Source organism: Devosia sp., from assembly GCF_028290435.1.
Taxonomy (GTDB): Bacteria; Pseudomonadota; Alphaproteobacteria; order Rhizobiales; family Devosiaceae; genus Devosia.
This window is the reverse complement of sequence record NZ_JAQGJV010000064.1, coordinates 1-26,296: the sequence shown is the minus strand read 5'-3', so window position 1 is coordinate 26,296 and position 26,296 is coordinate 1. Positions and strand designations below refer to the sequence as shown.

Here is a 26,296-nt window from a genome sequence, read left to right as displayed (position 1 = left end):
AACGCCAAGTCTGTGCATTCGCAACTGGAACGCCGCGAACCGGCTTGGGCAAAGCCAGTTGACGCTATAGGCTCGCCGCCAATCGAAGCGAGGCAGTATGCAAAAGATCATCGCACAACTTGAGGACAAGCGGGCGCAGGCGCGGCTTGGGGGCGGGCAGAAGCGGATCGATACGCAACATGCCAAGGGCAAGCTGACGGCGCGTGAACGGCTCGAGGTGCTGCTCGATCCGGGCAGTTTTGAAGAATACGACATGTTCGTCACCCATCGGGCGACGGATTTCGACATGGGCGACACCATCATTCCGGGCGATGGCGTGGTGATCGGGTGGGGCACGATCGACGGGCGCATGGTCTATGTGTTTTCGCAGGACTTTACGGTGTTCGGCGGCTCGCTGAGTGAGACCCATGCCAAGAAAATCTGCAAGATCATGGACCTGGCGATGCAAAACGGCGCCCCGGTGATCGGTCTCAACGATAGCGGCGGTGCGCGCATCCAGGAGGGCGTGGCGTCGCTGGGGGGCTATGCCGATGTGTTCCTGCGCAATGTGCAGGCCAGCGGGGCGGTGCCGCAGATTTCGGTGATCATGGGGCCATGCGCGGGCGGCGCGGTCTATTCGCCGGCGATGACCGACTTCATCTACATGGTCAAGGACACGAGCTACATGTTCGTGACCGGCCCCGACGTGGTCAAGACGGTGACCAATGAAGTGGTGACGGCGGAGGAGCTGGGCGGGGCCTCGACCCACACCAAGATTTCTTCGGTGGCCGACGCGGCGTTCGACAACGACATCGAGACCCTGCTCGAAGTGCGGCGGCTGTTCTCGTTTTTACCGCTGGCAGCCGGGCAGAAGGCACCGCGCGTGGCGACGCATGATGCAGTGGACCGGGGCGATGCCAGCCTCGATACCATCATCCCGGACAGCGCTAACCAGCCCTATGACATGCGCGAGGTGATCCTCAAGATCGCCGACGAGGGCGATTTTCTGGAACTGCAGAAGGACCATGCCGGCAATATCCTGACCGGCTTTATCCGACTGGATGGGGAGAGTGCCGGCGTGGTGGCCAACCAGCCGCTGGTGCTGGCGGGGTGTCTCGACATCAACTCATCCAAGAAGGCCGCGCGGTTTATCCGGTTCTGCGACAGCTTTGAAATCCCCATCCTGACGCTGGTGGACGTGCCGGGGTTTTTGCCCGGCGTGGCGCAGGAATATGGCGGGATCATCAAGCACGGGGCGAAGTTGTTGTTCGCCTATGCCGAGGCGACGGTGCCGCTGGTGACGGTGATCACCCGCAAGGCCTATGGCGGCGCCTATGATGTGATGGCGAGCAAGCATATCCGCGCCGACGTGAACTATGCCTGGCCGTCAGCCGAGATTGCGGTGATGGGGGCCAAGGGCGCGGTGGAGATTTTGTATCGCTCGGAGCTGGGGGACAAGGACAAAATTGCCCAGCGCACGGCGGACTATGAGGCACGGTTCGCCAACCCGTTCGTCGCCGCGGAGCGGGGTTTTATCGACGACGTGATTATGCCCCATGGGACACGGCGGCGGGTGATCCGGGCGTTTTCGACGCTTCGCAACAAGCAGCAGAGCATGCCGAAGAAGAAGCATGGGAATATTCCGTTGTGAGGGGGCGTCGATGCTAGGTCGTCTCATCCGCAACTGGGTCTATGGCGGTTCGCTCGCCGGGGTCCTGCTATTGGCCCTCACGCCAGTGCTGACCACTGGGTGGTCTTGGCCGTTGACCGCGGTATTCCTGACCATTCCCGTCTACATGCTGCACCAGTATGAAGAGCATGATGCGGATCGGTTTCGGGCCAAGGTCAATGAGATGTTCGGCAAGGGGCACGATGTCTTGCCGGTGGCGGCGGTGTTCGTCATCAATGTGCCGGGCGTGTGGGGCGTGAATGCGCTGGCCTTCGCTCTGGCGGCGAGCGTGGGGATGGGTTGGGGACTGATCGCGCTTTATACCATGCTAGCCAATAGCTTGGTGCATGTGGTGCAGGCCGTGGTGACGCGGGGATACAATCCGGGGCTGGTGACGTCGATCGTGCTGTTCCTGCCGTTGGGCGTGGCGGGGAGCTGGGCGGTGAATGCGACGACCGGCGCGGTGACCATGGCGGAGCAGGTGACGGCGATCGCCGTTGCGGTGCTCATCCATATCGCGATCCAGGCCTATGTGTTGAGCAATGTGCGGCGTCTTTCGAGGCAGGTCAGTTGATGTTTTCCAAACTCCTCATCGCCAATCGCGGCGAAATCGCCTGCCGGGTGATCAAGACTGCCAAGCGCATGGGCATCGCCACGGTCGCGGTATATTCCGATGCCGACCGCGAGGCGTTGCACGTGCGAATGGCCGATGAGGCCGTGCACATCGGCGCGTCCGCCGCCAAGGACTCCTACCTGTCGATCGACAAGATCATTGCCGCGTGCCGGCAGACCGGCGCGGAGGCGGTGCATCCGGGTTATGGTTTCCTCAGCGAGAACCCGAAATTTGCCGAGGCGCTGGAGGCGGCGGGAATCATTTTCGTCGGGCCGCCGGTCAAGGCGATCGAGGCGATGGGCGACAAGATTACCTCCAAGAAGCTGGCGGCGGAGGCGGGGGTGTCGACCGTGCCGGGGCATATGGGGCTGATCGCCGATACGGACGAGGCGGTGACCATTGCGCGGCAGGTTGGCTATCCGGTGATGATCAAGGCCTCGGCCGGCGGCGGTGGCAAGGGGATGCGGATCGCCTGGGACGATGCGGAGGCGCGCGAGGGGTTCGAGCGGAGCAAGTCGGAGGCGGCGAGTTCGTTCGGGGATGATCGGATTTTCATCGAGAAATTCGTCACCCAGCCGCGGCATATCGAAATCCAGCTGATCGGCGACCAACATGGCAATGTGCTGTATCTGAACGAACGGGAATGCTCGATCCAGCGGCGCAACCAGAAGGTGATCGAGGAGGCGCCGAGCCCGTTTCTCGACGCAGCGACGCGCAAGGCGATGGGGGAGCAGGCGGTCGCGCTGGCCAAGGCGGTGGGTTACACCAGCGCCGGCACGGTGGAATTCATCGTCGATGGCGAGCGCAATTTCTACTTCCTCGAGATGAATACGCGACTGCAGGTGGAGCATCCGGTGACGGAGCTGATCACCGGGCTCGATCTGGTCGAGCTGATGCTGCGCGTGGCGAATGGCGAGGCTTTGCCGCTCACGCAGGACGGGGTGCAGCTCAATGGCTGGGCGATGGAGAGCCGGCTGTATGCCGAGGACCCGTATCGCAACTTCCTGCCATCCACCGGGCGGCTGACGCGGTATCGGCCGCCGGAGGAATTTGCCAGCGATGTGGTGGCGGTTCGGAACGATACCGGGGTGTTCGAGGGCGGGGAGATCTCGACGTTCTATGATCCGATGATCGCCAAGCTGTGCACCTGGGCGCCGACGCGGCTGGAGGCGATCGACGCGATGGCGACGGCGCTGGACAGTTTTGAGGTTGAGGGCGTGGGCAATAACCTGCCGTTCCTGTCGACGGTGATGGACCAGGAGCGGTTCCGCGAGGGACGGCTGACGACGGGGTATATTGCCGAGGAATTTCCGGACGGGTTTACCGGCGCCGTGTTGCCGCGCGGGCGGGTGTTCGAGGTCGCAGCGGCGGCGGCGATGATGCAATTGGTGGTGGAGGACCGGAAGGGGCAGGTCAGCCGCTCGGCGCTTGGGCATTCCACCGAGGTTTATGGCGAGTGGGTAGTGGTAATAATGGGCGAGCAGATTGCGCTCAAGCTGCATCGGCTCGACCCGGAGGGCACGTGGGAGCTGAACCTGTTCGATCAGGTGGCGGCGGTGGCGCGGTTCGATTGGGAGCCGGGGCGGACCATTGCCCGGATCGAGTGGGAGGGCGGCGCGGCCAGCGTGCTCAAGGTCAATGCCACGACCTCGGGATTCCGCATTCGTTATAGCGGGGCCGATCTGAAGGTGATGGTGGTGCGCCCGCATATCGCCGCGCTGCTGCCGCTCATGCCGATCAAGGTGCCGCCCGATATGAGCCGGTTCCTGCTGTGCCCGATGCCGGGGCAGGTGGTGCGGGTGGATGTGGTCGAGGGCGACATTGTCGAGGACGGACAGGTGCTGGCCATCGTCGAGGCGATGAAGATGGAGAATGTGCTCAAGGCCGAGAAGCGGGCGCGGGTGAGCAAGGTGCATGTGGCGGCGGGCGCAGTGTTGGCGGTGGACCAGGTGATGGTCGAGTTCGAGGCGGTGTGATGGTAGGGTGTTTGGCGAAGGACCCCCTCCCTAGCCCTCCCCGCAAGGGGGAGGGTGACATCGAGTTTTTTGCAACATCTCGTCAACCCACAGGGTTCACCCTCCCCCTTGCGGGGAGGGAAGGGAGGGGGTGAGCGATGCCCACAGTTGCACAGCGCCTTCGAAAAAATCCTACGCCCGCCGAGGTTCGCTTCTGGCGATTGATTGAGCCATTACGCACCGGCGCCTACCACTTTCGCAAGCAGGTAGCGCTTGGACCCTATATCGTTGATTTCGCCTGCCATCACGCTGAGCTCATTGTCGAGATTGATGGCGATACTCACTTTTCAGATGCAGGATTGCTGAAGGATAGCAAGCGAGACAGTTATCTCAGAGCACGCGGCTATCAGGTCCTTCGCTTCACTAATTTAGACGTCATGACCAATCCTGAAGGCGTCTACACCACCGTTCTTGCCGCATTGGCGAAGGAGCCATCCGATGCCCAGTGACACCAACTTCGCACACTGGGCCAGCCTCGCTCAAAAGGAACTTCGCGATACGCCGGTTGCTTCGCTCGACCGCGACTATGGCGGGATTGGCGTCAAGCCGGTGTATTTTGGAGAGGGCGCCGAAGTGCCGGGCGCCGAGCCGTTTACCCGTGGTGTTCGCGCCACCATGTACGCCAACCGGCCGTGGACGATCCGGCAATATGCGGGCTTCTCCACGGCGCGGGAGAGCAATGCGTTTTATCGGCAGGCGCTGGAGAAGGGGCAGAAGGGGCTGTCCGTCGCGTTCGATCTGGCGACGCATCGAGGATATGACAGCGATCATCCGCGCGTGGTTGGCGATGTCGGCAAGGCCGGGGTAGCGATCGATAGCGTCGAGGATATGAAAATCCTGTTCGAGGGGATTCCGCTCGATCAGATGAGCGTCAGCATGACCATGAACGGGGCGGTGATCCCGGTGCTGGCGATGTTCATCGTGGCGGCGGAAGAGCAGGGGGTGGGCCAGGCCCAGCTCGAGGGGACGATCCAGAACGACATCCTCAAAGAGTTCATGGTCCGCAACACCTATATCTATCCGCCGGAGCCTTCGATGCGGATCGTGGGGGATATTATTGCCCATACGGCGCAGCATATGCCCAAGTTCAACTCGATCTCGATTTCGGGCTATCACATGCATGAGGCCGGGGCGACGGCGGTGCAGGAGCTGGCTTTTACGCTAGCCGACGGCATGGACTATGTGCGGGCGGCGCAGGCGCGGGGGCTGGATATCGATGCCTTTGCGGGGCGGCTGAGCTTCTTTTTCGGCATCGGGATGAACTTCTTCCTTGAAGTCGCCAAGCTGCGGGCGGCACGGCAGTTGTGGAGCGAAATCATGACCGGGCTGGGGGCGAAGGATGCGCGCAGCAAGATGCTGCGTACGCATTGCCAGACCTCGGGGGTGTCGCTGACCGAGCAGGACCCCCACAACAATATCGTGCGCACGACCATCGAGGCGCTGGCGGCGGTGTTGGGGGGAACGCAGAGCCTCCATACCAATTCGTTCGATGAGGCGATTGCGTTGCCGACCGAATTTTCTAGTCGAATCGCGCGCAATACGCAGTTGATTTTGCAGCATGAAAGCCGGGTGACCGATGTGGTCGATCCGTTGGGGGGCTCGTATTATATCGAGGCGCTGACGGCGGAACTGGTGGCGGGGGCGAAGGCGCTGATCGGGGAGGTCGAGGCGGCGGGCGGCATGACCCAGGCCGTGCAGGCGGGCGGGCCGAAGCTGGCAATTGAAACCGCAGCGGCGCAGCGGCAGGCGCGGGTGGACCGGGGCGAGGACGTGATTGTCGGGGTCAACCGGTATAGGCTCGATGTCGAGGATGGCATCGAGGTGCGCCAGATCGACAATGCCAAGGTGCGCGAGGAGCAGATCGCGCGGCTGGCTGAGGTGCGGCGAGGGCGGGACGAGGCGAAGTGCCAGTCCATGCTGTCGGCGTTGCGGGAATATGCGGCCAAGGATGAGGGCAATCTGCTGGCGGCGGCGATAGAGGCGGCGCGGGCGCGGGCGACGCTCGGGGAGATCAGCGCGGCGCTGGAGGATGTGTTCGGGCGCCATTCGGCGGTGACGCGGGTCATATCGGGCGTTTATGCCGACGGGTATGCGGGGGACGCGGAATACGCGTCGATCGCGGGGCATATCGCCAGTTTCAAGGCAGCGCGGGGGCGGGCGCCCTCGATCTTCATCGCCAAGATGGGGCAGGATGGGCATGACCGCGGCGCCAAGGTGATCGCGTCGGCGTTTGCCGATCTGGGGTTTGAGGTGCATCTCGGGCAGTTGTTCGAGACGGCGCCGGAAGTGGCGGCGCATGTGGATGAACTGGCGGTGGATGCGGTGGGGGTGTCGTCGCTGGCGGCGGGGCACAAGACGCTGGTGCCGGAACTGATCGGGGCGCTGCGGGATCGTGATCTGGGCGAGGTTACGGTGATCGTCGGTGGGGTGATCCCGGAGCAGGATTATGAGTTTTTGCTCGAAGCCGGGGTGGCGGCGATTTTCGGGCCGGGGACCAATGTGCTGTCGGCGGCGTTTTCGGTGTTGAGCCAGATTGAGGGGAGGCTGAGCAATCGATGATCGGCCGTCTCAATCATATCGCAATCGCAGTGCCTGACCTTGCGGCTGCGTCCGCCAGATACCGCGACCTGCTCGGTGCCAGCGTCGGTGCGCCGCAGACGCTGCCTGAGCATGGGGTGACCGTTGTATTCATCGACACCGGCAACACCAAGGTGGAACTGCTAGAGCCGTTGGGGGAGGGGTCGCCGATAGCGGGATTTCTGGCCAAGAATCCGGGCGGTGGCATGCACCATATGTGTTTTGAGGTGCCAGACCTGGCGGCGGCAGCGGACCAGCTGGTGGCGGGCGGGGCGAGGGTGCTGGGCGAACCCAAGATCGGCGCGCATGGGCGGCCGGTCGTGTTCGTGCATCCCAAGGATTTCGATGGGACGCTGATAGAGTTGGAGGAGGTCTAGCCACCTTCACAAACCGGCGATGCGACCGGAGCGCGCATTGCTTTGTGGGGGACAGGGGATACATAGGGCGGGCAATTGCGGGGAGCGTCGCGTTGGAGTTTTCGCTGATTACCGTGTTCGGGGCCGGGGTGCTGAGTTTCCTTAGCCCCTGCGTGCTGCCATTGGTGCCGCCATACCTGACCTATATGAGCGGGGCGAGCTTCGACCAGTTGCGCACCGAGGGCGCCAGCCCCGGCGCGCTGCAGCGCAAGGTGATGGTCACCTCGCTGTTCTTTATCCTCGGCTTTGGCGTGGTGTTCGTGACGCTGGGGGCGACGGCGACGGCGTTCGGGCAGGCATTCCGGCAGTTGCTGCCGATCCTGACGCCGATTGCGGGGCTGATGATCATCGCCATGGGGATGCATTTTCTCGGGGTGTTCCGGATCGCGCTGCTGGACCGGCAGATACGGCACAACGGGCCGGGCGTGGCGAGCGGGCCGGTCGGCGGGTTTCTGCTGGGGCTGGCTTTCGCCATCGGCTGGACGCCGTGCATCGGGCCGGTGCTGGCGGCTGTCCTGTCCGTGGCGGCAAGCAAGAATAGCGCGCTGGAAGGCGCGTCACTGCTCGCGGTCTATTCGCTGGGGCTGGGCGTCCCGTTTTTCCTGGCCGGGATTGCCATCGGGCCGTTCCTGACGTTTTTCAACACCTTTAAGCGGCATTTGCGGACGGTCGAGCGGGTGATGGGTGCACTGCTGGTGGTGGCGGGAGTGTTGTTCCTGACGGGGAATTTTGCCCGGATGTCGTACTGGTTTCAGGAGACTTTTCCCGTGCTCCAGAGTTTTGGCTAGAGCAGCTTCAGCCCCCGCAGCGACGCATGCCCGGATTTGCCGATGATGATGTGATCGTGCAGCGTGATGCCGAGGGGCTTGGCGATGTCGGTGATTTCGCGGGTCATGCGGACGTCGGCGGAGGATGGAGCCGGGTCACCAGAGGGGTGATTATGCACCAGGATCAAGGCCGTGGCGGAGTGTTCTAACGCGCGCTTGATAACTTCGCGGGGGTAGACCGGGGTGTGGTCGACGGTACCGGTTTGTTGCACTTCGTCGGCAATCAGGCGGTTCTTCTTGTCGAGGAAGAGAATGCGGAACTGCTCGATGCTCTCGTAAGCCATCTGGGCACGGCAATAGTCGATCAGTTCGGACCAGGACGCCAGCAGCGGCTTTTCCAGTTTGATGCGGTCGCGGCCGAAACGGACGGCGACGGACTGGATCACCTTGATGTGGGCGACCGAGGTGTCGCCAAGGCCATCGATTTTCGCCAGGCGCTCGGGGGCGGCGGAGAACACGCCGGAGAACGAGCCGAATTCCTTGAGCAGGGTTTTGGCGAGCTTTTTGGTATCGCGCCGGGGCACGACCAGTTGCAGCACCAGTTCCAGCAATTCGTAATCCTCGAAGGCGTCGCCGCCCAGCTTGAGGAAGCGTTCGCGGACGCGCTGGCGGTGGCCGGCATTGTCGGGCGCCTCGTCCGCAATGGGAATAAACGGGCTTTCGCCCAGGCTGCCCGGCGGCGTCTCCGAACGGGGAGCCATCAGGCGGCTTTCGCCGGCGCCATCGGGTTGAAAATGCCGCCCGGCGAAAGGGTAAAAATCTCGTGGCCGGTTTCGGTGATGCCGATGGAGTGCTCGCACTGGGCCGAGAGCGTGCGGTCGCGCGTCACCGCGGTCCAGCCATCGGAGAGGATTTTGACGTGGGGACGGCCGAGATTGATCATCGGCTCGATGGTGAAAATCATGCCGGGGCGGAGCGGCACACCGGTGCCGGGGGTGCCGAAATGCATGATATTGGGCTCGTCATGGAACAGCTTGCCCAGGCCGTGGCCGACGAAATCGCGGACCACGCTGGTGCGTTCGCCCTCGGCATAGGTCTGGATGGCGGCGCCGATATCGCCGGTGGTGTTGCCAGGAACGGCGGCGGCTAGCCCAGCTGCGAGGCTCTCGTAGGTGACTTCGATCAGCCGCTCGGCCTTACGGGTGATTTCGCCGACTGGGTACATGCGGCTCGAGTCCCCATGCCAGCCATCGACCACCAAAGTCAGGTCGATGTTGACGATATCGCCTTCGCGCAGTGGGCGATCATCAGGAATGCCGTGGCAGACGACGTGGTTGATCGAGGTGCAGAGCGAGTGGCGATAGCCCTTGTAGAACACTGTCGCGGGGACGGCGCCATGATCGCGGGCGAATTCATAGGCAATCTTGTCGATGGTTGCGGTGGGCACGCCGGGCTCGACAAAGGGGGTGAGTACGTCGAGCGCCAATGCGGTCAACGCGCCGGCCTTGCGCATGCCGGCAAAGCCTTCCTCGCCATGCAGCGGGATGACGCCGGCAGTGCGGCGGGCTTTGGATGGGGCATCGACGTAAGTAATCATGGCAGACTCCGGAGCGGCACAGCCGAAGGTAATCGCTGCGCGCGGCGATTGAAAGAGCCAGCGCGGGCACATGTCCTTGAATGCAGGCCTTAAAATCGGCATGCCTTGCTTGACGGCGCGAGCGGGCAGGGGCATCCATGGGGCACCTCCTCAAAACGGCAACATCATGACCTCCTCCCCATCGGTTACCGCGGGCCTGCTCGTTATCGGCGACGAAATCCTGTCGGGACGCACCAAGGATGTGAACATCGGGGCCACCGCCGATTTCTGCACCGATCTGGGGATCGATCTCAAGGAAGTGCGGGTCGTCTCGGACGAGACCGACGATATCGTCGCGGCGGTCAACGCGCTGCGCGAGCGCTATACCTATGTGTTCACCACGGGCGGCATCGGGCCGACGCATGATGACATCACCGCCGACGCCATCGCCAAGGCGTTCGGCGTGGCGCTGCCGATCAATGCGCAGGCGCGAGCCTTGCTGGAAGCGCGGTGGAAAGAGACCGGCACCGAGGTCAACGAGGCGCGGCTGCGCATGGCGCGGATTCCCGAGGGCGCGGACCTGATCGTCAATTCGGTGAGCGCGGCGCCGGGATTTCGTATTGGCAATGTGCATGTGATGGCCGGCGTGCCGGTGATCATGCGCGCCATGCTGGAGGCGCTGGTGCCGACGCTAAAGGGCGGCAAGAAGGTATTGTCGATCACCGTCAAGGCGGCGGTGGGCGAGGGCACGGTGGGCGGGCCGCTGGGCGAATTGCAGAACCAGTATCCGGACGTGAAAATGGGCAGCTATCCGCAGATGGGCAAAGGCCGCCTGATGACCGAGCTGGTGCTGCGCTCGTCCGATGCGGCGCGGCTGGAGGAAGCGGTGGAAAAGGTGCGCGCCATGGTGGCGGCGGCGCATGAAAAGGCCGGGATCGCGCCGCCCGAAGACTAGTGCGCCTTGCGGTGCACTCGCTTCTTGGCTGGCGCATCTTTTTACGCGGAAAACCGGTTCCCACTTTTCCGCACGATGCGCTAAGCATTTGGCGGCGGGCGTTGAGTTTGCTATGAGCCGTTCTTCGCCGGTGGGGGCGACTGCAGGAGACACGAGCGTGAACAATCCGAACCAGAAGTCGTTTCCGGTCAGCTGGGACCAGTTCCACCGCGATAGCCGGGCCCTGGCCTGGCGATTGACGGGGATCGGCACGTTCGATGCCGTGGTGGCAATTGCCCGGGGCGGGCTGGTGCCGGCAGCCATCGTGGCGCGCGAACTCAATATCCGCACCGTCGAAACCGTGGCGGTCAAAAGCTATGACCACCAGAACCAAAGCGGCATCCAGGTGCTCAAGCCGATCAGCCAGCCGATCCTCGACCTGGCCAAAAAGGGCGGCAAAATTCTGATCGTTGACGATCTCGTCGATACCGGCTCGACGGCCCGCGTCGTGCGCGACATGCTGCCGGGCGCACACTTTGCCACGGTTTATGCCAAGCCCATGGGACGCGAACTGGTGGATACGTTCATCACCGAAGTCAGCCAGGACACCTGGATTTTCTTCCCGTGGGATCTGGATGTGGCGTATGCCGCGCCGATCGGTGGCGGCACGGACTAGGTCTGTGGTCGACCTACGATCCCACGCAGAGGGCGCGAATGCTTCTCCTTCGCGCCCCGTGTCGGTCGTTCATAGCGGCAGCATGAATTCCTGAGGGTCGTCAGCGCATCCAACAACTCGGCGGACCGCCGCTAAACTTTACAGGTCTTCATCATTCCACTCTTCATCCAATGCGTTAGGCGGCGGCAGGTGGCCATAAAATGCCTGGCGATGCAGGTGTATATTGATACGCGACGCATACATCTTGGGCATAGTATCGATAGCGAAAGCTTGCCCAGCCGCTGTGCCCTCTATGAGTTGCTCGCCCCAAATACCCAAGTCACCCGACCATTGGTCGCTGTTCGTAATCCGCGCAGCGGCTGTCTGAAAGTCCACACTTTGGTCGTCGTCGCGAGCGAAAATCCACGAGTTGTCGGTCGGATAGTCGATCCGGTTCTTGGGCTGACTTGCGTGACCATAGCTCCGAGGTCTTGTTGTCCCCCAATCTCCGTAGATGATCCTCGGGTGGTTGGTTGACCGTTGCACCTGAGCAATCAAATCCCGATTAGTAAACCCAACTTCGTCCGTGCCGTTGTAGGAGGTGAAGTCCTTGGGGAAGGACGTGCAAGATATTGCCACCGGGATAGTTTGGGGAATCGTGGCGAAAAAGGTGTTTGTATAGCCACTCGCAACCGCTGCCATCAGCAACGGATCTAGGACCCAGCCGAATTCAAATACAACAGCGTAATCGCTGGCACCTTCCCGTGCCAACTCATCCACCAGAGCGGGCATCCAAGGCGGAATGCCGGAGCCAATACCCTCCGCGAGGTTTATCCTCAGGCAGAATGTCCTATTATTCTCGCGTGCCCAGGTTATCTGATCCCTAACCCTTTCAATTGGCTGCTCCGCCATAAGGAGGCACGGGTTTGCGTTCGGGTATTCAGCTAAGAGCTTCCACCATTCCGCAAGGTCGGCTGGCTTATGGGCTAACCGCTCCCACATCAATTTGGCATCGTTGGGCTTATCGTTGACGCGGTAATAAGTGTCGACGTCAACGAAGTAGGGGCGGGAGGGAAATGACTCCTCAAACTTATCAAGCGCTCTTGATAGCGGTGTCGTTGCGAGCCACGGTGCAAGCAAAAGCAATGGGGTGATGCGGTCCTTTGTGCCCCCTGGCAGTTCTTTCAAACCACTAAGTTCTGCAGGGCGAACGCCCAAGGTAACCAGGTATTCGTGAACCTCCATCCCCACCGCTCCCTCACGCCATCTGGAGTTTAATTTCCATCGCCGCGGTGGATACTCCAAAGCGGCGGGCAAGGTCCTCAATGACCTCGCTAGTCATCGGTCCCGAGTATTCCGCGGTCGCTTCTGCAAGTTTGGCGGAGGGGATCACAAGGTCGGAGGCGAGCCGGTTGGCCTCATACTCAACGTTTGCCGGTTGGCCCGAGCGCAGCAATACGTTCTCAGACCACCCGCCCTCAGCCACTATTAGATCACGGTGAAGTAGAAAGTGAGCAAGCTCATGGGCAAGCGTGAAGCGTTGACGATGCTTGGCTTCGTGCCGGTTTATGCGGATAACGAAATCACCGTCCTCCTGGCCGATTTGGCCGGAGGTTCCGCGCGGCAGTGTGGAAAGTAGAACCTTTACGCCAAGTCTATTTGCTATTGCGCCAAGCTTTACCGGGTTCTCGGAAAGATACTCATCGATACTTTCTCGCACCTCGGGAGTGAGGTTCAGAAATTCGCGGGAAGGCGACTTAATTTCCCAGTCGCTAGATGCTGTCATGTTGTGCATATTTACGTCCAATTTATCTCCCTCCTGTCCTGCTAGGTCTTCTTGCCTTCATCATCTGCGTATGGGTCAGCATTGTCTGGGTCTAACTCAGGTCCGCCGCCCTGCATCCGCATTGCCACACGCTCAAGCACCTCATCGAGTTCGCCTCGCTGGGCCATCTCGCTCATAATCTTGTGACCCAATTCGTCACTCAGCAACGCTGCCTTAATCGCCGGCGGAAGCGCCTCTTGCACCTTAGCCTTGACGTTTGGCTCAAGTTCAGTCGCCATTGTCTGGTTTATTTTGCCTGCTGCAGCATCTTTAGCTTCGTTTGCCGCCTCGTCTTTGATCTCCCGCAAAGTCTTCAACGCAACCAGACCTATCACCAGCGCGCCCACCGTCACTGTAAGGCTAACGCCACCAAGGACGATCGTCGCAACCGTAAGTAGCAGGTCTACGTAGTCGGCCCTTGTTGGGTCAAGATATACGATCGTACCCTTCCCGGGCACACCCCAACCGAACCAGGCCACAAGCGCAGCACAGGCAGCGAACCCACCAATGATCGCGCCAAGTATGATCGCAGCGATTTTGCCCATCAATCAAACACAATGCCTATGGCCAAGTTCCATCGTGCCAACGTAGGAACATATGAAGAACATATCAATAGGGCTGCCGAAAATTCGACGGCGCATTTTGTCTATCAGAACAGCGTACCCTAATAGCGACTTCTCTTTAAGTTTGTGTGATTTGGCAAGGCGGTGCTCGACTGCAGCCGTGCCGGATGGTGCGCGTGGCAGCCCTGAGTCCTTGTGCAAAAACTTATCCCCGCACATTGCTCCTCCATTATGATCTCCCCATTCCCGCCGCTCACGCGGCACCGACGAAGTGCTGGGCGGGAAGCTGGCTTGCATGGGGTCGCCCAGGCACGAGCGTGGACGCTGACAACCGGCCGGACGTAATCGTCCAACCCGAAAGGGCGGCCGCTCGATGCGCATGCGGGAAATCCAGATCGTGTGAAGCGGCTTTCGCCTCTTCAACTACCAAATTGGGGGCGCAAGCCCTCGGGGCGAAAGCCGCTTTACACCGTGTCTCCGCGACGCCAATGGCCGGGCGGCGTTTCGTGACGTCCACATGATCCGAAGGTATTGCGCGCCGCCGGTAGCCGTCTAATCGCTGGTCAGGTCGCGGGCACGATCCATGTCGGCGCTCCGCATCCGTGGCTTGCCGAGACGTGCTGAAGCTCAAGCCAGCTGATGTCTCCAGGCATCTGGTGCGGGCGGCGGGACTCGAACCCGCACGGGGATACCCCCTCAGGATTTTAAGTCCTGTGTGTCTACCATTCCACCACGCCCGCAAGCCGGTTAGCCGACGGGGGTTGTTTGTCACACTGGGGAAAATCTGGCAATCGGAGGCTACCATTGTCGGCGCGATCAAGCGCGTTCGGACACGGTTCATAATTGACCCGATAAAGCCGCGCATGGCAGTGAGGCCATAGGATTATTGGGGAAATTATGATGGTGCAGGATCTGAAATTACGGCTGGGCGGCTTGGCGAGTATCGCCATCGGGGTCGCGGTGGGATGGTTTTTCCTTTGGCTGCCGCTCCAGGAGGCGCAGAGTGGCGCGCCGGAGGTGAGCTATCAGCTCAAGGCCTTCATCCTGGTGCCGCTCTGCATCATCTTTGGTGTCGGGTTCGTCGTGGCCGGCGAGCGGCTACAGTATCGCAATGCGCAGCACAGCAACCTCACCGTGACCGGATGGGTGCTGTTCATCGTCGCGGCGGCGCTGACGGCAGCGGGGTATTTCTGGTTCCAGCAGCAGTTCGCGGCGCTGGGTTATGTCTGAGGAGATGAGCATGATCGAGCGGATCGAAACCGGCATTGCGCCATCGTCATCGCCGGTGAATGACGCCATTCGGGCCGGAAAGCAGGTTTGGCTGGTGGCGATCGCCGAAGACCCGGTGAGCGGCGATATTGTCGATGGCGACATCGTTGTGCAGACGCGGCGGACGATCCAGAACCTCGAGATTGCCATTCGCGCGGCCGGCGGGACGCTGGCCAATGTCGTGCAGGTGCAGGTGTTTTTGATCGACAAGGCGGACGCGAAGGGAATGAACGCGGTTTATGCGGAGTTCTTCAAACAGCCGTATCCGGTGCGGGCGACGGTGGTGGTCAAGGAATTGCTCGCCAGCGGGCTGCGGGTGGAAATACTGGCGACGGCAATCCTGGGCTAGTCAGAACGCCGTCGCGACATATTTGGCTTCCATATAGTCGAGAATGCCGCATTCGCCGTGGCGGTGGAAAACCGGATCGGCGGTTGTGTGGCGTTTCGCGCGGCGGCATGGTGCGGGGAAATTGATCAGGGACCAGGCCGATGCTGCTGAAACGCGAACTTTTGGAAGAGATCAAGGCGGGAAAGGTCGACTTGGTCTTCCGGCGCTGGAGCCGGCCGAGCGTCAGGCCGGGCGGGACGCTCAAGACCAAGGAGGGGCTATTGGCGATCAAGGCGATGGACGAAATGTCGCCCAATGATGTCAGCGATGCCGATGCGAGGCGGGCGGGATTTGCCGATGTGGCGGGGTTCCGCAAGTGGCTCGATACGATGAAGGCGGGGGAGTATTTCCACCGCATCGAAGTGGGGTATTTGGGGGAAGCCTAGAACGGCACCGGCGCCGTGAAGTGGCAGAGTTCGCCCGTGGTGGGGTGGGTGAAGCTGAGTTCGGCGGCGTGGAGCTGGAGGCGATCGGCGGCCGCGAAGGCCTCGGGATCGGCGTAAAATGCATCGCCCAGAATCACATGGCCGATGGCCTTCATGTGAACCCTGAGCTGATGCGTGCGCCCGGTCAGGGGGATGAGGCGCAGGCGGGTAGCGTTGCCCTCGCGCTCCATGACGCTCCATTGCGTCTGAGAGGCGCGGCCGGTTTCGGCGTCCACCTTCTGGCGGGGCTTGTTATCCCAGTCGCTGGCGAGGGGGAGATCGACCAGGCCCTCGTCGGCCTCCACATTGCCCCAGACGCGGGCGACGTAGCTCTTTTGCGTCAGGCGGTTTTCGAACTGGGCGCCGAGCTTGCCATGGGCGCGCTTGTTCAGCGCCATCAGGATAATGCCGGATGTGTCCTTGTCGAGGCGATGCACCATTTCGGCCGTGGCCCATTTCTGGCGGGCGCGGTGGCGAATACTGTCCCAGAGCGATGGGTCCTTGCCGGGCACGCTGAGCAGGCCGCTGGGCTTGTCGAAGACCAGCAAATCGTCATCGCCATAGATGAGATTGAGATAGGGTTCGAGCGGCGGAAAATAGTCGAGCAGGGTGGGCATGGGACCGGACATGGCGCCTGTTAGCAGGGTTTGGCCGGCAAGGACAGATTGCGCGCGGTCACAACCGATCCTGAATTTGGACGCGTAACAAATTTGTAATGCAACGTCCCGGCGGGTTGCCTGTTGTATCGGCAGGAAAACCCCGAGGAGAATTCCAGATGAATAAAGATCAAGTTGACGGCGCCGGCAAGCAGGCAAAGGGCGCCATCAAGGACGCAGTGGGCGGCCTCACCGGCAACACCAAGATGCAGGCTGAAGGCAAAGCCGACAAGGCTGTCGGCAAGGTGCAGTCCAAGGTCGGCGACGTCAAAAATAAGGCCGGCGACGCGCTGAAGCGCTAGGGTCATAGCAGGATGAAAAAGGCCGCCCTTCGGGGCGGCCTTTTTCGTTTGCAACAGTCATTGCAATGCCGCGAAATGACGCTGTGGTTGGTGACCAGGCTGAGGCGTGTCCTCTAGCCGAAGCGATAATGCAGGCGGGCGCAGGCGGGGCCGATTGCCTGGGCGGAGATCAGCTTGGGGCTGAGGCGAGCGCCTGTGGCGGGGAACAGGGGAATGCCGCCGCCGATGATCTCGGAAATGACGTAAATCTCGATTTCGTCGAGCGCGCCGCGCGCCATGAATTCCATCTGCAGTTTGCCGCCGCCGAGCATCCAGACATCGCCGTCATCAAGGGCGCGCAACTCGTCGATCAGGGCGCTTAGGTCGGAGCGGGTTTCGAGCGGGCCTTTGGGGTTTTCGATGGGGCGCGAGGTGACGACGATGACGCGCTGGTCAGCGTAGTCCCAAGGGCCGGGAAAGCGTTCGATCCAGTCGTAGGTGGCGCGACCCATGACCACGGTGCGGATGGTTTTGATGAAGTGGCGATAGTCGTGTTCGCCAAGGTCCAGGTCCGGCTGTTGCATTAGCCAGTCGAGATTCTCGTCCGGCGTGGCGATGAAGCCATCGAGGCTGGCGGCGATATATCCGAGGATTCTAGCCATCGGGATTCTCCTTTGGTAAGGTGGTTAGAATATATAAATGAACGTTCGTTTACAAATGGATTTTGCATGGCGCGGCCACGGACGGTGACGGATGAGGCGATCCTGGATGCAGCTCTCGCAGTGATGCATCGGGGCGGGCCGGAGGCACTGACTTTTGCCGCGGTGGGGAAGGCGGTGGGATTGTCGCCGGCCACTTTGGTGCAGCGTTATCCGAACAAGGAGGCGTTTCTGCGGGCCACATTGGTGCGAGCTTGGGACCAGTTGGATGCGCTTACGGCGGAGGCGGACCGGGACCAACCGGTAAGCGTCGAAGGCGCCATAGCCATGCTGGTGCGCATGTTTCCGACCGGCACGGGCGAGACCGATTATGCCGAGGGGCTGCTGATCTTACGCGAGGACATGCGCGATCCGGTATTGCGCGCGCGGGGCACGGCGTGGGGCGAAGTACTGGCGCTGGCGCTGGGGCGGCGGCTGACGCAGGACTGGGTGGACCAGATGCGGCTGGGCCGGCTTATGGCCAGCCAATGGCAGGGTGCGCAGATTTGGTGGGCATTTTCGCGGCGGGGCGATCCGGCTTTGGTGATTGCGGAGGAGTTGCGCGACTGGTGCGCCGTGGTGCTGCGGACGAAGGCCAAAAAGTAATGTTCTTGTTTTGTTTGCATTGGGGTTGAAGGCGGCGTAGGCTTGCGGCGTAAGTTTGGTCCGAGGCTGAGATGGGACAACGGGCGGGAAGCGCCGATCTGCCGCTGCATGGCGGGCTTGTGCCAAAATGGCTGGCCGACCGCATGACGCGGCTCGGCAGCGTGATCTGCCAGGCTATCGTGATGGAATATGGCCGCGACGAACTGCTGGCGCGGCTGGCGCATCCGTTCTGGTTTCAGTCGTTCGGTGCGGTGATGGGAATGGACTGGCATTCCTCGGGCATCACCACCAGCGTAATCGGGGCGCTGAAGCGCGGGCTGACGCCGCTGGCGGGCGAATTGGGTATTCATGTCTGTGGCGGCCGTGGCAAGCACTCGCTGCAGACGCCGGTGGAATTGCTGCGGGTTGGCGAAAAGGTGGGGTTAGATGGCGTGGCGCTGGGGCAGGCCAGCCGGCTGGTGGCCAAGGTCGACAGCGCGGCGGTTCAGGACGGGTTCGACCTCTATCTGCACAGTTTCATCGTCACCGATGACGGCAAATGGGTGGTGCTACAGCAGGGCATGAATGGAGATAGCCGGGTGGCGCGGCGCTATCACTGGCATTCCGAGGGGCTGACCAGTTTTGTCGACGCGCCGCATGCGGCGATCGAAGGGGCGGGGCAAGGCAATATTGTCAACCTGACGGATCGGCGGGCGGATGCGTCGCGCATGGGGCAGCTCGACCTGCTGGCATCGCTGGGGCCGGACGGGATTGCGCGTGAGCTGGGCAAGATGAACCCGAAAGCCGAGACAGAGGAGCCGGAGCAGATGGCGCTGCCCTATCTGGTGATGCCGGCGCATCATGATGTGCGGCCCAAGGATGTGATCACGCGGCGATTGCATGGGGCCTTGGCAGCGGCGGCGGATCGGGGGCCGAAGGATTTTGCCGAGCTGCTGATGGTGCCAGGGGTCGGCGCACGGACCGTAGAAGCCTTGGCGATGGTGGCTGAGGTGGTGCATGGCGCGCCCTGCAGGTTCAGCGATCCGGCGCGGTTTTCCTTCGCCCATGGCGGCAAGGATCGGCATCCGTTTCCGGTGCCGATCAAGGTTTATGACGAGACCATCGGGATTTTGAAGTCAGCGGTGCAGAAGGCCAAGCTGGGGCAAAGCGAGGCACTGGATGCGATGAAGCGGCTGGACGACCAATCGCGCTTGATGGAGCCTTATGCGACGGGGCCATCGGTGGGGTCGCTCATCGCGCAGGAGCGCTGGCGCTCGCACAGTTATGGTGGGCGCAGCGTGTTCGGCCAGGAGCCCCCGCCGGAGGATGTTGCGCCGGCGGCGAATGCTGGACCGCGGTAGGAGTGGAATTCAGGGAGGAGACCTGATGTGAATCTCAAAGCGTCCTCATCCGGCGCGTCAATATCGGGTTGTCGGGGGCGAACGAAGGAGGGTAGACCGGACCAATGCAGATCTGTGTTTTTGAAACCGAGCTTGGCATGTTTGGTCTTGGCTGGACCGAGGCGGGCGTTGCTCGGGCGCATCTGCCGGGACTGTCTGGGGAGAGCGTGGAAGCGCGGCTGTTGCGGCATGGCGCGGAAGTGGGCGAGCCGCCGGTGGCGATCCAGGGCGTGATGGCGATGGTGCGCGACTATGCGCGCGGCGGGCAGGTTGATTTCGCTTCTGTGCCGCTCGATCTGGAGGGGCTGCCGGAATTTCACCGCCGAGCGTACGAATTGCTGGTGCAGATCGGTTATGGCGAAACCACGACCTACGGCGCGCTGGCACGGCAATTGGGCGATGTGAGCCTGTCGCGAGCGGTGGGGCAGGCCATGGGCGCCAATCGCATCCCGCTGATCATTCCCTGCCATCGGGTACTGGCCAGCGACGGCAAACCGGGTGGGTTTTCAGCGCCGGGCGGCGCTGCATCGAAGTTGCGGATGTTGGCGCTGGAGGGTGTGCAGGTCGGGCCGCCGGATACCGGGCAGCAATCCTTCGGGTTTTAGGCCCGTGGACAGTTGCTTCAGAGCGGGGCGAAAATGGTGCTTCGAGAATGACGAGCCGTTTAGTAGCCGCTGACCTGGGCGGTGAATAACGCGCATGGAGCTATGGCATTGCGTATCCTTTGTATTTGAGCACGGAGCCGCCGCCCCGCAGCCATGTCCGCGAATAGGGGTCACTGCCCCCTAATCTAATTCCAGCAAATACCACGACGTAGGAGGGCGATACGTATTCGCCGCCTTAATCTCGTATTTACTATAGTTTGCCATGAATAATAAACCATGTTGTTTTGAGTTTGGTTGATTTCATGAGCAAATTTTCACGTCTAGCATTCCTTGCCGCCTCTTTATTTACGGTTGACGCGAATGCCGCTGATCTTTTCGCCGCCGATGACGATGTGCTGGTGATCAATTCCTCCTCGACCGACTGGTCTGGATTTTATGCAGGTATTTTCGGCGGGGTTGCGCCGGGCCGATACGAATATAACGGAACGGCAGGCTTCGGCTTTCCCTATATCGGCGATGACGTCGGCGGGCTTGTTGGTATGCAGGCAGGCGCCAATTATCAAATGGGCAATTTTGTCGTCGGCGGCGTCGTTGACCTTGCTCTTACAAGTCTTGAGGGCTCCACGAGTAGCGGGCCGGCGGCTAACGACATTACGATCTCATCTTCGCTGAAAGATCTTGGTAGTGTCCGCGCAAAAGTGGGCTTCGCCATGAGCGATGTCCTCGCCTACGTCCACGGCGGCCTCGCATTCGGTCAAACCCGCACTTCGGCAGTGACAACAGCGACCGGTGTTCCATTCGACGGGTTCCATGGAAACGATCGGATTGGTTTCACTATCGGCGCGGGTGTTGAAGTAAAGGTCCTCGAGAATGTCAGCCTGTTTGCTGAATATGCCTACACCGACCTGGGCACCGCTACCGTGTTTACGAACCCGCCAGGATTTGCTGCCTTTGACCTAAACGAAACTCTGCGGCTGCAGACCGTCAAAGCTGGTGCGAACTTCCATTTCTAGACTAGGGCAAGCTTAGAGCTTCGTGCATTGCAGGTCTACGAACTCCGGCGTTTTCGCAGCTTGCTCTGGCGCGCGGGGACTGCAACCGATCATCTGGGACACGGGTTTTGCTCTTGTTGATTCTGACACGGAGACGCCGGATGTCGTTTGCCTTCGAGCCGGACGACGGCAATGTCGAACGCGGCCTGCGCCGGATCGCTGTCGAGCAGATCGACAAGGCGCTGCTTGAGGCGTCGGCGCCGCAGGCGGACTTCGACGCCACGGTGCATCAGTTGCGGCGGCGCTGCAAGAATTTGCGCGGCCTGTTGCAGATCGTGCGGCCGCAGTTGAAGTCGTTCAGGGCCGAGGACGGCGCAATCAGGGGCATTGCCGCCCGGCTATCGCAGGCGCGCGATGCTGCGGTGATGGTGGCGACATTCGATAGCCTGGTCGCCGAGGCGCGGGACGCGCGCGGACTGGAACAGTTGCGCGACATGCTGACCGAACGCAGCCGGGGGCTGACGCTGCAAATCGACGAGCAGGCGTTGCTGCGCGAGTTCTGCGCGGCGGTGCTGGCGATGCGCGAGCGGGTGGGGGGCTGGAGGCTGAAGCGCAAGAAGTTCGGCGCGATCGCGGGCGGGGTTGAGGACACGTATCGGCGCATGCGGCAAAGCATGCGCGATGCGGCGGAAGATGGTTCGCCGGAAACGCTGCATGCCTGGCGCAAGCAGGCGAAATATCATCGTCACCATATGCTGCTGCTGCGCCGCCATGCGCCCGACATGCTGGACGGGCGCATTAAGCTCTTGGCGGAACTCGCCGATCTCTTGGGCCGACACCACGATCTGGCGGCGCTGGTTGAGGTGCTGAGTGGCCGGGTCGCCGGCGCGCCGGCGGCGCTGAATTTGGTGATGGAACTGGCCAACGAACGGCAGGATGGCTTTGGGGAGCAGGCTTTTGCGCTGGGCCGGCAGATCGCCGCGGAGAAGCCGGGCGCGCTCACCGAACGCCTGCAGCGCTATTGGGCGCTGGCGGACGCTTAGCGATGGCCAAGGAGATCGAACGAAAATTTCTGGTCAGCTCGGATGCCTGGCGAAGGGCCACCAGCGGCAGCGAGGGGATTGTGCAAGGATATCTGGCGCGCGGGGATGGGGTCACGGTGCGGATCAGGATCTTGGACGATGCGCGCGCTGTACTGACCATCAAGGCGGGTGGGACGGCATTTTCGCGCGACGAATATGAATATGAAGTGCCGCTGGACGATGGGCGCGAACTGCTAGCGCATGCCGGGCAGCAGGTGATCGCGAAGCGCCGGTATGCGGTGCCTTATGCCGGGCGCGACTGGGAGGTCGACGTGTTCGAGGGGCGGCACGCGGGGTTGGTGCTGGCCGAAATCGAGATGGAAAGCGAAGACGCCAGGGTCGAACTGCCCGATTGGGTGGGCGAGGACGTGACCGGCGACGAGCGGTATTACAATTCGGCGCTGGCCGGCGCCTGAAGGCACAGGGGCCAGGCAATCGACTGGCGCAATTGGCCGGTTCGCGGCGCGTCCACTCAGAGATCGAGGGTCAGCATGCCTTCGGATTCGCCGTCCACGGGATCATCGGCCCAAGGGCGCGTTGGTGGCAATTCGAGGTGAAGCGCCTGGGGAGTCAGGCGTTCGGCTTCGGCATGCCTTAGGTTGGTAATCATCCAGGCCGGCAGGTTCGGCGCCGTGGGGCGGCCGGAGCGGGCGTCGGTCGGGATCGTGCGAGAGAGCTTGCTCATGTCACATCCTCGATTGGCGGCCGGGTCTTGCCGGCCATACCCATAGTAAGCGCCGAGCGGCCTAACCAATCGTGAACGGCCCGTTCACGATCGCTTATTGCCAGCGCTTGAAGGTCTTGAGGTGGTCGAGTTCCTTGACCACCGCCATGGTAAGCTTCTCGATCGAATCGGTCACCGGCAGGACGAGGACATTCTCTGTGGCCGGGTCGGGCGGCTCGAGGGTTGCAAACTGGCTGTCGAGTAAACTGGTGGGCATATACTCGTGCTGACGGCGGGCCATGCGCTCGGCGATAACCTCGCGCGTGCCGGAGAGATGAACGAATAGAATCGGTTCGCCGGCTTTGTTCGTCAGATACTCGCGGTAGCTTCGGCGCAGGGCGGAGCAGGCGCCGACGGCGGCACCCTTCTTGTCGGCGGCTTCGTGCAGGGCCAAAGCCAGGCGTTCGAGCCAGGGCCAGCGGTCATCGTCGGTGAGGGGAATGCCGGCGCGCATTTTTTCGACATTGGCCTCTGGATGGTAACCGTCGCCGTCGAGGAAGGGCACGTGGAGGCGGCGGGCAATCGACTGGCCGACGGTGGATTTGCCGGATGAGCTGACGCCCATGACGATGATGATGCGGGCAGGGGTCAGGGTCATCATGATCTCCTACACCGTCGCGGTGAACGCGCCATCGACGTAGAGAATGTGGCCGTTGACGAATTTGGCGGCATCGGAAGCGAGGAAAACGGCAGCGCCGCCGAGTTCGTGCGGCTCACCCCAGCGGCCCATAGGGGTGCGGGTCTCGATCCAGGCGTTGAACTTTTCGTCCTTGGTCAGGGCTTCGTTGAGCTCTGTGGCGAAGTAGCCGGGTGCGATGCCGTTGACGTTGAGGCCGTGCTTGGCCCAATCGACGGCCATGCCGCGCGTCAGATTGGCGACGGCAGCCTTGCTGGCGGCATAGGGAGCGATGGAGGGGCGTGCCAGTTCCGACATCAGCGAGCAGATGTTGATGATCTTGCCATGGCCGCGGCTGATCATGTGGCGGGCGACGGCCTGGCCGACATTGAACACGGAGGTGACATTGGTGGTGATGAGCTGGTCGAATTTTTCGGGGGGAAAGGCCTCCAGCGCGCTGCGAAACTGCATGCCAGCATTGTTGACCAGGATATCGATGGGGCCGATTTCGTCTTCGCAATAGGCGATGGCGTCGTTGACGCTGTCGCGGCTGGTGACGTCGAAGGCAACTGCCTTGACGCTGGCCCCGGCAGCCGCCAACTGGCTGGCGGCGGCGCCCAAGGCGACGTTGTCGCGGGCGTTCAAAATGATGGACGCGCCCGCATCCGCCAAGGCCGCTGCGATGGCGTAACCCAGCCCGCGGCTGGAGCCGGTGATGAGGGCGCGCTTGCCCGTCAAGTCGAACTGAGAAAGCTTGGCCATGCGGTCCTCCGGCAATCGGCGCGACCCTATGCCATGGCGCAGCGATCCGGCAATACAACCTGCCATACAAGAAGGCAGCTATGCCCAAAAAGTGCGCTTATTCGACTTCCGTCTAGACGCGCTTTGTGGTCATGTGCGCCCGCCGCGAACAGCAATTGCATGCGGCGACTTGACGCATTGGGACCTCGGAAGGACTTACGGATGTCGACAGCGGATATCGGCCTTATTGGCCTTGCGGTCATGGGCTCGAACCTGGCGCTGAATATCGCCGAAAAGGGCTACATGGTTGCCGTGCATAATCGCAGCGCCGGCCGCATCGATGAATTCGTGGCTATGGCCAAGGAGCAGGGGCTCGACGGCAAGGTGATCGCCAAGGCGGACCTGGCCGATTTTGTGCAGGCAGTGAAGCGTCCGCGCTCGATCATCATCATGGTCAAGGCCGGCGCGCCGGTCGATGAAATGATTGAACACCTGCTGCCGCACCTGGAAAAGGGCGACGCCATCATCGAATGCGGCAATTCGCTCTTTACCGATACGCAGCGGCGTTTCGATTATCTCAAGCCCAAGGGCATCGGCTATCTCGGCGTCGGCGTTTCGGGCGGCGAAGAGGGCGCGCGGCACGGCCCCTCCATCATGGTGGGCGGCTCCAAGGAGCAGTGGCACAATGCCGAGCCGGTGCTGACCGCGATCGCGGCGCAGTTCAATGGCGAAAGCTGCTGCGCCTATCTGGGCGAGGGCGGCGCGGGCCATTTCGTCAAGACCATCCACAACGGCATCGAATACGGCGACATGCAGATGATCGCCGAAGTTTATGGCGTGATGCGTGACGGCCTGGGGATGACGCCGAAGCAGGCGTCGGACGTGTTCAAGGAATGGAACAAGGGTCCCCTCAATTCCTACCTGATTGAAATCACCGGCTATGTGCTCGAGGCCATCGACAAGGACACCGGCAAGCCGCTGGTCGAACTGATCCTCGACAAGGCGGGCCAGAAGGGCACCGGCGTCTGGTCGGCCATTGCGGCGCAGCAGATGGGCGTGCCAGCGACGGCAATCGAGGGCGCCGTTGCGGCCCGTTCTATTTCCTCGCGCAAGGAAGAACGCGTGGCGGCTGAAGCCATTTATGGCAAGCCGAACCGTGCCAAGACCGACGTGACCCTGGCAGACCTCGAAAAGGCGCTGCTCGCCGGCAAGATCGTTTCGTATGCGCAGGGCTTTGCGGTCATCGCCAAGGCTAGCGAAGAGAATGGCTGGAACCTGCCGCTGGCGACCATTGCCAAGATCTGGCGCGCCGGCTGCATCATCCGCTCGCGATTCCTCGACCAGATGGCCGCGGCCTATTCCAAGGGCGGCAATGCCAACCTGCTGGTGGTGCCGGACTTCGTGACGTTGATGAAGGACAGCCATCCGTCGCTGCGCAAGGTGATTGCAGCGGCTGCGACCGGCGAATTCCCCATGATCTGCCTCTCGGCGGCACTGAGCTATTTCGACAGCTATCGCCAAGCGCAGGGCACGGCAAACCTGACGCAGGGACAGCGCGATTTCTTCGGTGCACATGGTTTTGAGATTGTGGGCCGTGGTGCCGACTTGCACGGGACGTGGCCAAGTACGCTGGGCAAATAAGCTGGTTCAGGCCGGTGTGATTTTAAGGGCTCCGCTTTGGCGGGGCCCTTTTTGTTTGTGCAGGTACTTGGGCTGAGATGGATTGGCCGATGGCCCTAATCACGTGTATCCACTGTCCTTCCCGCGGACTTGATCCGCGGGTCCGTCCCAAAGTGGCGTAAGCGGAGAGTGGCCCGCAGATCAAGTCCGCGGGAAGGACGGTGGATGGGGCTGTCTCGTGGTCGATCCTTGCCCGGCCTCGTGGCTGGATCAGCCGGTGAGCGTCTTGAACATCACATAGCTGTCCACGTACCCCTGAACGGGGTGATTAAACGCGGCGGGCAAAGTGCCGACAATGTCGAAGCCCAGTTTCTGCCAGAGCGCCACGGCGCGGGTATTGGTGGAGACGACGTGGTTGAACTGCATGGCGCGGAAGCCGCGCTCGGCGGCGCGCAGCAGTGAGTGTTGGCACATGGCGCGGGCCACGCCTTTGCCTTGGGCTGCCGGGGCGGTCATGTAGCCGCAGTTGGCGACGTGGGCACCGCCGCCGGAGCGATTGGCCATCAGATAATAGGTGCCCAGGATGACGCCCTCGTCTTCGGCGACGAAGACTTCGTGGGCGGGG

The 26,296-nt window shown here is 61.9% G+C and carries 31 protein-coding genes and 1 tRNA gene; 20 read left to right on the top strand and 12 right to left on the bottom strand.

Annotation, left to right across the window (positions count from 1 at the left end; genetic code table 11):
- The first annotated feature begins 97 nt into the window (after positions 1 to 97).
- The 7 genes from JWP26_RS14440 (at position 98) to JWP26_RS14410 (ending at position 8,057) form a co-directional block, all read left to right on the top strand.
- The gene (locus JWP26_RS14440) at positions 98 to 1,630 is read left to right on the top strand and encodes an acyl-CoA carboxylase subunit beta (protein WP_299728965.1); all 1,533 of its coding nucleotides are present in this window, start codon (positions 98 to 100) and stop codon (positions 1,628 to 1,630) included.
- A 10-nt stretch (positions 1,631 to 1,640) separates the two neighbouring features.
- On the top strand, positions 1,641 to 2,222 hold the full coding sequence (locus JWP26_RS14435; protein WP_299728962.1) for an HXXEE domain-containing protein: 582 nt from the start codon (positions 1,641 to 1,643) through the stop codon (positions 2,220 to 2,222).
- Positions 2,222 to 4,237, top strand: coding sequence for an acetyl/propionyl/methylcrotonyl-CoA carboxylase subunit alpha (locus tag JWP26_RS14430; protein ID WP_299728960.1), 2,016 nt, complete (start codon positions 2,222 to 2,224; stop codon positions 4,235 to 4,237). The genes JWP26_RS14435 and JWP26_RS14430 overlap by 1 nt, the downstream gene beginning before the upstream one ends.
- A 137-nt stretch (positions 4,238 to 4,374) precedes the next feature.
- A complete protein-coding gene (locus JWP26_RS14425; protein WP_299728958.1) occupies positions 4,375 to 4,725 on the top strand; it encodes an endonuclease domain-containing protein in 351 nt (116 codons plus the stop codon).
- The gene (gene scpA, locus JWP26_RS14420) at positions 4,715 to 6,835 is read left to right on the top strand and encodes a methylmalonyl-CoA mutase (RefSeq protein WP_299728955.1); all 2,121 of its coding nucleotides are present in this window, start codon (positions 4,715 to 4,717) and stop codon (positions 6,833 to 6,835) included. The genes JWP26_RS14425 and scpA overlap by 11 nt, the downstream gene beginning before the upstream one ends.
- Entirely contained in the window at positions 6,832 to 7,230 is a 399-nt protein-coding gene (gene mce / locus JWP26_RS14415) for a methylmalonyl-CoA epimerase (RefSeq protein WP_299728952.1), read from the top strand. The genes scpA and mce overlap by 4 nt, the downstream gene beginning before the upstream one ends.
- A 92-nt stretch (positions 7,231 to 7,322) precedes the next feature.
- Positions 7,323 to 8,057 carry a cytochrome c biogenesis protein CcdA gene (locus JWP26_RS14410; RefSeq protein WP_299728949.1) on the top strand — a complete coding sequence of 245 codons (735 nt, stop codon included), beginning with the start codon at positions 7,323 to 7,325 and terminating at the stop codon, positions 8,055 to 8,057.
- Here the strand turns inward: JWP26_RS14410 and radC are convergent.
- Together radC and map are read right to left on the bottom strand one after the other, a co-directional pair.
- Entirely contained in the window at positions 8,054 to 8,797 is a 744-nt protein-coding gene (gene radC, locus JWP26_RS14405) for a DNA repair protein RadC (protein WP_299728946.1), read from the bottom strand. The genes JWP26_RS14410 and radC overlap by 4 nt on opposite strands.
- Positions 8,797 to 9,633, bottom strand: coding sequence for a type I methionyl aminopeptidase (map, locus tag JWP26_RS14400; RefSeq protein WP_299728943.1), 837 nt, complete (start codon positions 9,631 to 9,633; stop codon positions 8,797 to 8,799). The genes radC and map overlap by 1 nt, the downstream gene beginning before the upstream one ends.
- A 166-nt stretch (positions 9,634 to 9,799) precedes the next feature.
- Here map and JWP26_RS14395 point away from each other — a divergent pair, with 166 nt between their 5' ends.
- The gene (locus tag JWP26_RS14395; RefSeq protein ID WP_299728940.1) at positions 9,800 to 10,567 is read left to right on the top strand and encodes a competence/damage-inducible protein A; all 768 of its coding nucleotides are present in this window, start codon (positions 9,800 to 9,802) and stop codon (positions 10,565 to 10,567) included.
- A 157-nt stretch (positions 10,568 to 10,724) separates the two neighbouring features.
- Positions 10,725 to 11,222 carry a xanthine phosphoribosyltransferase gene (gene gpt / locus JWP26_RS14390; RefSeq protein ID WP_299728937.1) on the top strand — a complete coding sequence of 166 codons (498 nt, stop codon included), beginning with the start codon at positions 10,725 to 10,727 and terminating at the stop codon, positions 11,220 to 11,222.
- Positions 11,223 to 11,360: 138 nt separating this feature from the next.
- On the opposite strand, the gene JWP26_RS14385 is transcribed toward gpt, so the two are convergent.
- From JWP26_RS14385 to JWP26_RS14370, 4 genes are all read right to left on the bottom strand, one after another.
- On the bottom strand, positions 11,361 to 12,446 hold the full coding sequence (locus tag JWP26_RS14385; RefSeq protein ID WP_299728935.1) for a beta family protein: 1,086 nt from the start codon (positions 12,444 to 12,446) through the stop codon (positions 11,361 to 11,363).
- Positions 12,447 to 12,459: 13 nt separating this feature from the next.
- On the bottom strand, positions 12,460 to 13,008 hold the full coding sequence (locus JWP26_RS14380) for an ImmA/IrrE family metallo-endopeptidase (RefSeq protein ID WP_299728933.1): 549 nt from the start codon (positions 13,006 to 13,008) through the stop codon (positions 12,460 to 12,462).
- 20 nt (positions 13,009 to 13,028) lie between these two features.
- Entirely contained in the window at positions 13,029 to 13,571 is a 543-nt protein-coding gene (locus JWP26_RS14375) for a hypothetical protein (protein WP_299728931.1), read from the bottom strand.
- A gap of 672 nt (positions 13,572 to 14,243) precedes the next feature.
- Positions 14,244 to 14,329 (bottom strand) — tRNA-Leu (locus JWP26_RS14370).
- 160 nt (positions 14,330 to 14,489) lie between these two features.
- On the opposite strand from JWP26_RS14370, the gene JWP26_RS14365 reads away from it, so the two are divergent.
- The 3 genes from JWP26_RS14365 to JWP26_RS14355 all read left to right on the top strand — a co-directional run bounded on the left by JWP26_RS14365 (position 14,490) and on the right by JWP26_RS14355 (position 15,632).
- Positions 14,490 to 14,819, top strand: a complete 330-nt coding sequence (locus tag JWP26_RS14365) for a hypothetical protein (RefSeq protein ID WP_299728929.1) — start codon at positions 14,490 to 14,492, stop codon at positions 14,817 to 14,819.
- A 10-nt stretch (positions 14,820 to 14,829) separates the two neighbouring features.
- Positions 14,830 to 15,207 carry a Rid family hydrolase gene (locus tag JWP26_RS14360; RefSeq protein WP_299728927.1) on the top strand — a complete coding sequence of 126 codons (378 nt, stop codon included), beginning with the start codon at positions 14,830 to 14,832 and terminating at the stop codon, positions 15,205 to 15,207.
- 140 nt (positions 15,208 to 15,347) lie between these two features.
- Positions 15,348 to 15,632 carry a hypothetical protein gene (locus JWP26_RS14355; protein WP_299728925.1) on the top strand — a complete coding sequence of 95 codons (285 nt, stop codon included), beginning with the start codon at positions 15,348 to 15,350 and terminating at the stop codon, positions 15,630 to 15,632.
- On the opposite strand, the gene JWP26_RS14350 is transcribed toward JWP26_RS14355, so the two are convergent.
- A complete protein-coding gene (locus JWP26_RS14350) occupies positions 15,629 to 16,300 on the bottom strand; it encodes an RluA family pseudouridine synthase (RefSeq protein WP_299728923.1) in 672 nt (223 codons plus the stop codon). The two genes, JWP26_RS14355 and JWP26_RS14350, sit on opposite strands and share 4 nt — an antisense overlap.
- Before the next feature lie 146 nt (positions 16,301 to 16,446).
- Here JWP26_RS14350 and JWP26_RS14345 point away from each other — a divergent pair, with 146 nt between their 5' ends.
- Entirely contained in the window at positions 16,447 to 16,629 is a 183-nt protein-coding gene (locus JWP26_RS14345) for a CsbD family protein (RefSeq protein ID WP_299728920.1), read from the top strand.
- A 113-nt stretch (positions 16,630 to 16,742) separates the two neighbouring features.
- Here the strand turns inward: JWP26_RS14345 and JWP26_RS14340 are convergent, their stop codons facing one another.
- Entirely contained in the window at positions 16,743 to 17,270 is a 528-nt protein-coding gene (locus JWP26_RS14340; RefSeq protein ID WP_299728917.1) for a dihydrofolate reductase family protein, read from the bottom strand.
- 66 nt (positions 17,271 to 17,336) lie between these two features.
- Here JWP26_RS14340 and JWP26_RS14335 point away from each other — a divergent pair, with 66 nt between their 5' ends.
- The 6 genes from JWP26_RS14335 (at position 17,337) to JWP26_RS14310 (ending at position 22,386) form a co-directional block, all read left to right on the top strand.
- Entirely contained in the window at positions 17,337 to 17,912 is a 576-nt protein-coding gene (locus JWP26_RS14335; RefSeq protein ID WP_299728913.1) for a TetR/AcrR family transcriptional regulator, read from the top strand.
- Between the two features lie 71 nt (positions 17,913 to 17,983).
- The gene (locus JWP26_RS14330) at positions 17,984 to 19,252 is read left to right on the top strand and encodes a DUF763 domain-containing protein (RefSeq protein WP_299728910.1); all 1,269 of its coding nucleotides are present in this window, start codon (positions 17,984 to 17,986) and stop codon (positions 19,250 to 19,252) included.
- A gap of 104 nt (positions 19,253 to 19,356) precedes the next feature.
- Positions 19,357 to 19,896 carry a methylated-DNA--[protein]-cysteine S-methyltransferase gene (locus JWP26_RS14325; protein WP_299728907.1) on the top strand — a complete coding sequence of 180 codons (540 nt, stop codon included), beginning with the start codon at positions 19,357 to 19,359 and terminating at the stop codon, positions 19,894 to 19,896.
- Positions 19,897 to 20,198: 302 nt separating this feature from the next.
- A complete protein-coding gene (locus JWP26_RS14320; protein WP_299728904.1) occupies positions 20,199 to 20,909 on the top strand; it encodes an outer membrane beta-barrel protein in 711 nt (236 codons plus the stop codon).
- 140 nt (positions 20,910 to 21,049) lie between these two features.
- Positions 21,050 to 21,931: a CHAD domain-containing protein gene (locus tag JWP26_RS14315; RefSeq protein ID WP_299728901.1), complete on the top strand. Its 882-nt coding sequence runs from the start codon at positions 21,050 to 21,052 to the stop codon at positions 21,929 to 21,931.
- Positions 21,932 to 21,933: 2 nt separating this feature from the next.
- Positions 21,934 to 22,386, top strand: coding sequence for a CYTH domain-containing protein (locus tag JWP26_RS14310; RefSeq protein WP_299728898.1), 453 nt, complete (start codon positions 21,934 to 21,936; stop codon positions 22,384 to 22,386).
- A gap of 56 nt (positions 22,387 to 22,442) precedes the next feature.
- Here the strand turns inward: JWP26_RS14310 and JWP26_RS14305 are convergent, their stop codons facing one another.
- The 3 genes from JWP26_RS14305 to JWP26_RS14295 all read right to left on the bottom strand — a co-directional run bounded on the left by JWP26_RS14305 (position 22,443) and on the right by JWP26_RS14295 (position 24,072).
- Positions 22,443 to 22,655, bottom strand: coding sequence for a hypothetical protein (locus JWP26_RS14305; RefSeq protein ID WP_299728895.1), 213 nt, complete (start codon positions 22,653 to 22,655; stop codon positions 22,443 to 22,445).
- Positions 22,656 to 22,749: 94 nt separating this feature from the next.
- On the bottom strand, positions 22,750 to 23,292 hold the full coding sequence (locus tag JWP26_RS14300; protein WP_299728892.1) for a gluconokinase: 543 nt from the start codon (positions 23,290 to 23,292) through the stop codon (positions 22,750 to 22,752).
- A 9-nt stretch (positions 23,293 to 23,301) separates the two neighbouring features.
- Positions 23,302 to 24,072, bottom strand: coding sequence for a glucose 1-dehydrogenase (locus JWP26_RS14295; protein WP_299728889.1), 771 nt, complete (start codon positions 24,070 to 24,072; stop codon positions 23,302 to 23,304).
- Between the two features lie 201 nt (positions 24,073 to 24,273).
- On the opposite strand from JWP26_RS14295, the gene gndA reads away from it, so the two are divergent.
- A complete protein-coding gene (gndA, locus tag JWP26_RS14290; RefSeq protein WP_299728886.1) occupies positions 24,274 to 25,692 on the top strand; it encodes an NADP-dependent phosphogluconate dehydrogenase in 1,419 nt (472 codons plus the stop codon).
- A gap of 249 nt (positions 25,693 to 25,941) precedes the next feature.
- Here the strand turns inward: gndA and JWP26_RS14285 are convergent.
- The coding region (locus JWP26_RS14285) for a GNAT family N-acetyltransferase (RefSeq protein ID WP_299728883.1) at positions 25,942 to 26,296 on the bottom strand (355 nt) is incomplete at its 5' end.

What these genes read in the sequence shown, in the direction of transcription:
- JWP26_RS14355 (WP_299728925.1), top strand. Translation starts at nt 15,348, where the DNA reads ATGCTGCTGAAACGCGAACTTTTGGAAGAGATCAAGGCGGGAAAGGTC.
- JWP26_RS14395 (WP_299728940.1), top strand. Translation starts at nt 9,800, where the DNA reads ATGACCTCCTCCCCATCGGTTACCGCGGGCCTGCTCGTTATCGGCGAC.
- JWP26_RS14330 (WP_299728910.1), top strand. Translation starts at nt 17,984, where the DNA reads ATGGGACAACGGGCGGGAAGCGCCGATCTGCCGCTGCATGGCGGGCTT.
- radC (WP_299728946.1), bottom strand. Translation starts at nt 8,797, where the DNA reads ATGGCTCCCCGTTCGGAGACGCCGCCGGGCAGCCTGGGCGAAAGCCCG.
- JWP26_RS14435 (WP_299728962.1), top strand. Translation starts at nt 1,641, where the DNA reads ATGCTAGGTCGTCTCATCCGCAACTGGGTCTATGGCGGTTCGCTCGCC.
- JWP26_RS14345 (WP_299728920.1), top strand. Translation starts at nt 16,447, where the DNA reads ATGAATAAAGATCAAGTTGACGGCGCCGGCAAGCAGGCAAAGGGCGCC.
- JWP26_RS14310 (WP_299728898.1), top strand. Translation starts at nt 21,934, where the DNA reads ATGGCCAAGGAGATCGAACGAAAATTTCTGGTCAGCTCGGATGCCTGG.
- JWP26_RS14325 (WP_299728907.1), top strand. Translation starts at nt 19,357, where the DNA reads ATGCAGATCTGTGTTTTTGAAACCGAGCTTGGCATGTTTGGTCTTGGC.
- map (WP_299728943.1), bottom strand. Translation starts at nt 9,633, where the DNA reads ATGATTACTTACGTCGATGCCCCATCCAAAGCCCGCCGCACTGCCGGC.
- JWP26_RS14440 (WP_299728965.1), top strand. Translation starts at nt 98, where the DNA reads ATGCAAAAGATCATCGCACAACTTGAGGACAAGCGGGCGCAGGCGCGG.
- JWP26_RS14295 (WP_299728889.1), bottom strand. Translation starts at nt 24,072, where the DNA reads ATGGCCAAGCTTTCTCAGTTCGACTTGACGGGCAAGCGCGCCCTCATC.
- JWP26_RS14335 (WP_299728913.1), top strand. Translation starts at nt 17,337, where the DNA reads ATGGCGCGGCCACGGACGGTGACGGATGAGGCGATCCTGGATGCAGCT.
- JWP26_RS14340 (WP_299728917.1), bottom strand. Translation starts at nt 17,270, where the DNA reads ATGGCTAGAATCCTCGGATATATCGCCGCCAGCCTCGATGGCTTCATC.
- scpA (WP_299728955.1), top strand. Translation starts at nt 4,715, where the DNA reads ATGCCCAGTGACACCAACTTCGCACACTGGGCCAGCCTCGCTCAAAAG.
- JWP26_RS14305 (WP_299728895.1), bottom strand. Translation starts at nt 22,655, where the DNA reads ATGAGCAAGCTCTCTCGCACGATCCCGACCGACGCCCGCTCCGGCCGC.
- mce (WP_299728952.1), top strand. Translation starts at nt 6,832, where the DNA reads ATGATCGGCCGTCTCAATCATATCGCAATCGCAGTGCCTGACCTTGCG.
- JWP26_RS14320 (WP_299728904.1), top strand. Translation starts at nt 20,199, where the DNA reads ATGAGCAAATTTTCACGTCTAGCATTCCTTGCCGCCTCTTTATTTACG.
- JWP26_RS14300 (WP_299728892.1), bottom strand. Translation starts at nt 23,292, where the DNA reads ATGACCCTGACCCCTGCCCGCATCATCATCGTCATGGGCGTCAGCTCA.
- JWP26_RS14315 (WP_299728901.1), top strand. Translation starts at nt 21,050, where the DNA reads ATGTCGTTTGCCTTCGAGCCGGACGACGGCAATGTCGAACGCGGCCTG.
- gndA (WP_299728886.1), top strand. Translation starts at nt 24,274, where the DNA reads ATGTCGACAGCGGATATCGGCCTTATTGGCCTTGCGGTCATGGGCTCG.
- JWP26_RS14385 (WP_299728935.1), bottom strand. Translation starts at nt 12,446, where the DNA reads ATGGAGGTTCACGAATACCTGGTTACCTTGGGCGTTCGCCCTGCAGAA.
- JWP26_RS14360 (WP_299728927.1), top strand. Translation starts at nt 14,830, where the DNA reads ATGATCGAGCGGATCGAAACCGGCATTGCGCCATCGTCATCGCCGGTG.
- JWP26_RS14425 (WP_299728958.1), top strand. Translation starts at nt 4,375, where the DNA reads ATGCCCACAGTTGCACAGCGCCTTCGAAAAAATCCTACGCCCGCCGAG.
- JWP26_RS14375 (WP_299728931.1), bottom strand. Translation starts at nt 13,571, where the DNA reads ATGGGCAAAATCGCTGCGATCATACTTGGCGCGATCATTGGTGGGTTC.
- JWP26_RS14365 (WP_299728929.1), top strand. Translation starts at nt 14,490, where the DNA reads ATGGTGCAGGATCTGAAATTACGGCTGGGCGGCTTGGCGAGTATCGCC.
- JWP26_RS14430 (WP_299728960.1), top strand. Translation starts at nt 2,222, where the DNA reads ATGTTTTCCAAACTCCTCATCGCCAATCGCGGCGAAATCGCCTGCCGG.
- JWP26_RS14350 (WP_299728923.1), bottom strand. Translation starts at nt 16,300, where the DNA reads ATGTCCGGTCCCATGCCCACCCTGCTCGACTATTTTCCGCCGCTCGAA.